This window comes from Bacillus sp. P4_D3 (assembly GCF_056401855.1).
On sequence record NZ_JBFUIN010000467.1, the window covers coordinates 1 to 2,478 of the forward strand.

Sequence of the window (2,478 nt, forward strand, 5' to 3'; positions counted from 1 at the left end):
AGATTATCCTACTTCAGATTGGTGGCGAGAAGTATAATCATAACAAAAAGCGAACTATATTAAATAGGTTCGCTTTTTGTTAATTCACTTATTTTGGAGTTCTCTTATATCTACTGGAATTGCATTTTCTAACGGTGTTTCTCCTTTTTCTATCTTCCCTCCTACACCGTTCCATAATCCTTTTACAGGATCATATTCTCTATTTAGCATAAGTAGTTCTTCATTTCTTTTTATAAAACTAAAGTGTGCTTGTACATAATTTAATTCCTTACTTTGTTCTTAATAAGTTCTAACAGGTGATATTAAATATATTGCTGCAGATTGTTCACCTGCTTCAATTAATATCGGTCTCATGGAACCACCAAAACTTAAAGTAACTCTATCTTCTTTTATTGCTTTTAAAGTATCGACCATATATCGTCCATCGAAAGATATATTTAATTGCTTTTCACCGTGAATAGCATCTATTTGTTGTGTCTCGGATATTTTACCAATCTGAGAAGCGTTAGAAGAGATTTGTATTGTGGATTCGTCAATGATTTCTAAGTTAACGTTGTTGTTTGCCCATTCACTAGCTAATAAACTTGACCGATCTACACCTTGTAAAATCTGTTTTCTATCTATATTAATAACCGTTTGGGATTCATTTGGAATTAGGCCGGATATATTAGGATATTTCCCTTCAATAAGCCTTGAATACAATGTAATTGTACCGAATTTAAAGATAATGTGACTCTCTGAAAGATATATGTATACTAAATTTGAATTACTGTTCATTAATTTTAGTAATTCACTAATAGTGGAACTTGGTACAACGCAATTCAATTTCGCATGTGAAGAAATGGTTATTTCACGTAAAGCCAGTCTGTGCGAATCAGTAGCAGCACAAATTAATTTGTTATGATCAATAACGAAATGTACGCCAGTAAGAACGGGTCTAGATTCATTTTTAGCTGCTGCAAAGACAGTTTGTTTAAAGACTTCAATTAATTGTCCCATCTCAACTTGTATTTCCGCATGTTCGTCTATAAATGGTACATTTGGAAATTCGTTTGCCGAGAATCCATTTAAGTTTAAAGTAATTTCATCTGATTGAATTGTAATCAATTGCTCATTCATACTTTTTATTAAAATCTCACTTGGCATTTTCTTAATAATTTCAATGAAATACTTTGCAGGTACAACAATACTCCCTGCTTTTAAAATAGTTGCAATTTGTTCGTCTTCAATTGAAATAGGTATGAATTTTTCAATGAAAATATTCGAATCACTTGCGATTAAAGTAATTCCAGATTGATCTGCTGTTATTTTTATTCCGGATAATATAGGAATTAAAGTTTTTGCTGAGATAGCTTTACTTACTTCTGAAAGAGCTTGTGTAAATTGTTTGTGATTAACGATAAACTCCATTTTTCCCCCGCCTTAAATGAAATACTATCTTTATGAAGATTGATGAATAATAGTTCCATTAAAAATATAAGGAACTGTTTCTTTCTTTTGTAAAAGGCTTTTTAAGTGTTTTGGTATACGTAAATAAGGTTCTGCTGAATCTAATTCCATCCAGGTAATCTCTTCAATCTCTTTTGGCCGTGATATACAGATTTCCCCTCCGATTATTTCTCCTAAAAAATTAAAGAAGATTGCATGATGTCCTCTCTCCTCAAAAAAGGCTTCACTAATGGAACAAACCCCTTTTACGGATATATCTAGCCCTGTTTCTTCTTTTACTTCACGAATTGCTGCCTCTTCTAACGTTTCCCCGAATTTAACTGCTCCACCTGGTAAAGTGTAATAAGAACCATTTTTCCCTTTGTTTTTAACCATTAATAGCTTTTCATGAGTTTCATCATATAGAAGTGCGTATGTAACATTTACTTTTTTCATATGTAACCCCCTTGAATGGTAAAAATTTTCTGTCTTTATTTTATTCTATCATTAAATTGTTTGGATTCATAAAAAGTAATTTGAGTAAATAACTAATACGAAACGATATCGTGTTCATAGACACACAAAAGAAAAGAGCATATTTTGAAAAAGATTAATCATAATACACTCTTTAATGATTCAGTTATAACCTTTTTTCTAAATAGTAATGATTATGTCCTTTAGGATGATMTTCACTTACCCCTATCACTTTATACCCATGCTTCTTATAAAAATTAGGGGCTTGGAAACTAAAAGTATCTAATTTGATTAGCCTACATTCTTTTTTAATTGCAAATTCTTCAATAAGATTCATTAAATTGCTTCCGTAACCTTCGTGCCTGTATTCTTCAGAAACCCATAGGAAGTCAACATGTACATGGTGCCAAAATGTGATTGCCGTTATCCCTCCTACTATTTCTTCTTTTTCATTTTTCACTATAAAACTAATCTTTTCTGAAGGTGTTTTTTCTTCGTTTGAAAGTTGTTTTTGGTTATATTCAATTACTTTTTCTCTTATGTAATCACTATCTTCTTGTACCCATTGCTTTACTA

General features: G+C 31.3%; 3 protein-coding genes and 1 pseudogene. All 4 read right to left on the reverse strand.

The window, feature by feature from the left end; translation table 11 throughout:
• Positions 1-90: 90 nt before the first annotated feature.
• Positions 91-257, reverse strand: a pseudogene (locus tag AC1DTM_RS22830) (NUDIX domain-containing protein); the annotation flags it as partial.
• A 22-nt stretch (positions 258-279) separates the two neighbouring features.
• The gene (dnaN, locus tag AC1DTM_RS22835; protein ID WP_477000950.1) at positions 280-1,410 is read right to left on the reverse strand and encodes a DNA polymerase III subunit beta; all 1,131 of its coding nucleotides are present in this window, start codon (positions 1,408-1,410) and stop codon (positions 280-282) included.
• A gap of 30 nt (positions 1,411-1,440) precedes the next feature.
• Complete coding sequence (locus AC1DTM_RS22840) at positions 1,441-1,884, reverse strand: NUDIX hydrolase (RefSeq protein ID WP_078181946.1); 444 nt, start codon at positions 1,882-1,884, stop codon at positions 1,441-1,443.
• 184 nt (positions 1,885-2,068) lie between these two features.
• On the reverse strand, positions 2,069-2,478 hold a 410-nt coding region (locus tag AC1DTM_RS22845; RefSeq protein WP_477000951.1), incomplete at its 5' end, for a GNAT family N-acetyltransferase.

What these genes read in the sequence shown, in the direction of transcription:
- dnaN (WP_477000950.1), bottom strand. Translation starts at nt 1,410, where the DNA reads ATGGAGTTTATCGTTAATCACAAACAATTTACACAAGCTCTTTCAGAA.
- AC1DTM_RS22840 (WP_078181946.1), bottom strand. Translation starts at nt 1,884, where the DNA reads ATGAAAAAAGTAAATGTTACATACGCACTTCTATATGATGAAACTCAT.